Source organism: Bacillus sp. SIMBA_074 (assembly GCF_046534555.1).
Lineage (GTDB): Bacteria > Bacillota > Bacilli > Bacillales > Bacillaceae_G > Bacillus_A > Bacillus_A mycoides.
Genome location: NZ_JAWRYM010000453.1, coordinates 1 through 275 on the forward strand (window position 1 = coordinate 1; position 275 = coordinate 275).

Below are 275 nucleotides of genomic sequence, written 5' to 3' on the forward strand. Positions count from 1 at the left end.
GTGTCCGAGTTCGACGGTCGCGACGCGCAGCTGCGCATCCGCGACGAAGCCACCGGCGGGTGGGGGCATCTGACCTTCGACCAGCTCGTGATCGGCGACGAGGAATCGAGGAAGCGGTCGAACGAGACGAGCGTGAACCTGATCGTCGACGGCGACGTGGTGCGCAGCGCCACCGGCTCGAACAGCGAGAACCTCGACTGGGCGTCGTGGGACGTCGAGGAGTTCCGGGGCACGCAGGCGACGATCCGCGCGGTCGACAACAACCGGCAGGGGTG

Annotated in this window: 1 protein-coding gene; it reads left to right on the forward strand. The window is 68.4% G+C overall.

The annotated features are described in order from the left end of the window. The coding region (locus SB773_RS31555) for a hypothetical protein (RefSeq protein ID WP_410594254.1) at positions 1 to 275 on the forward strand (275 nt) is incomplete at both ends.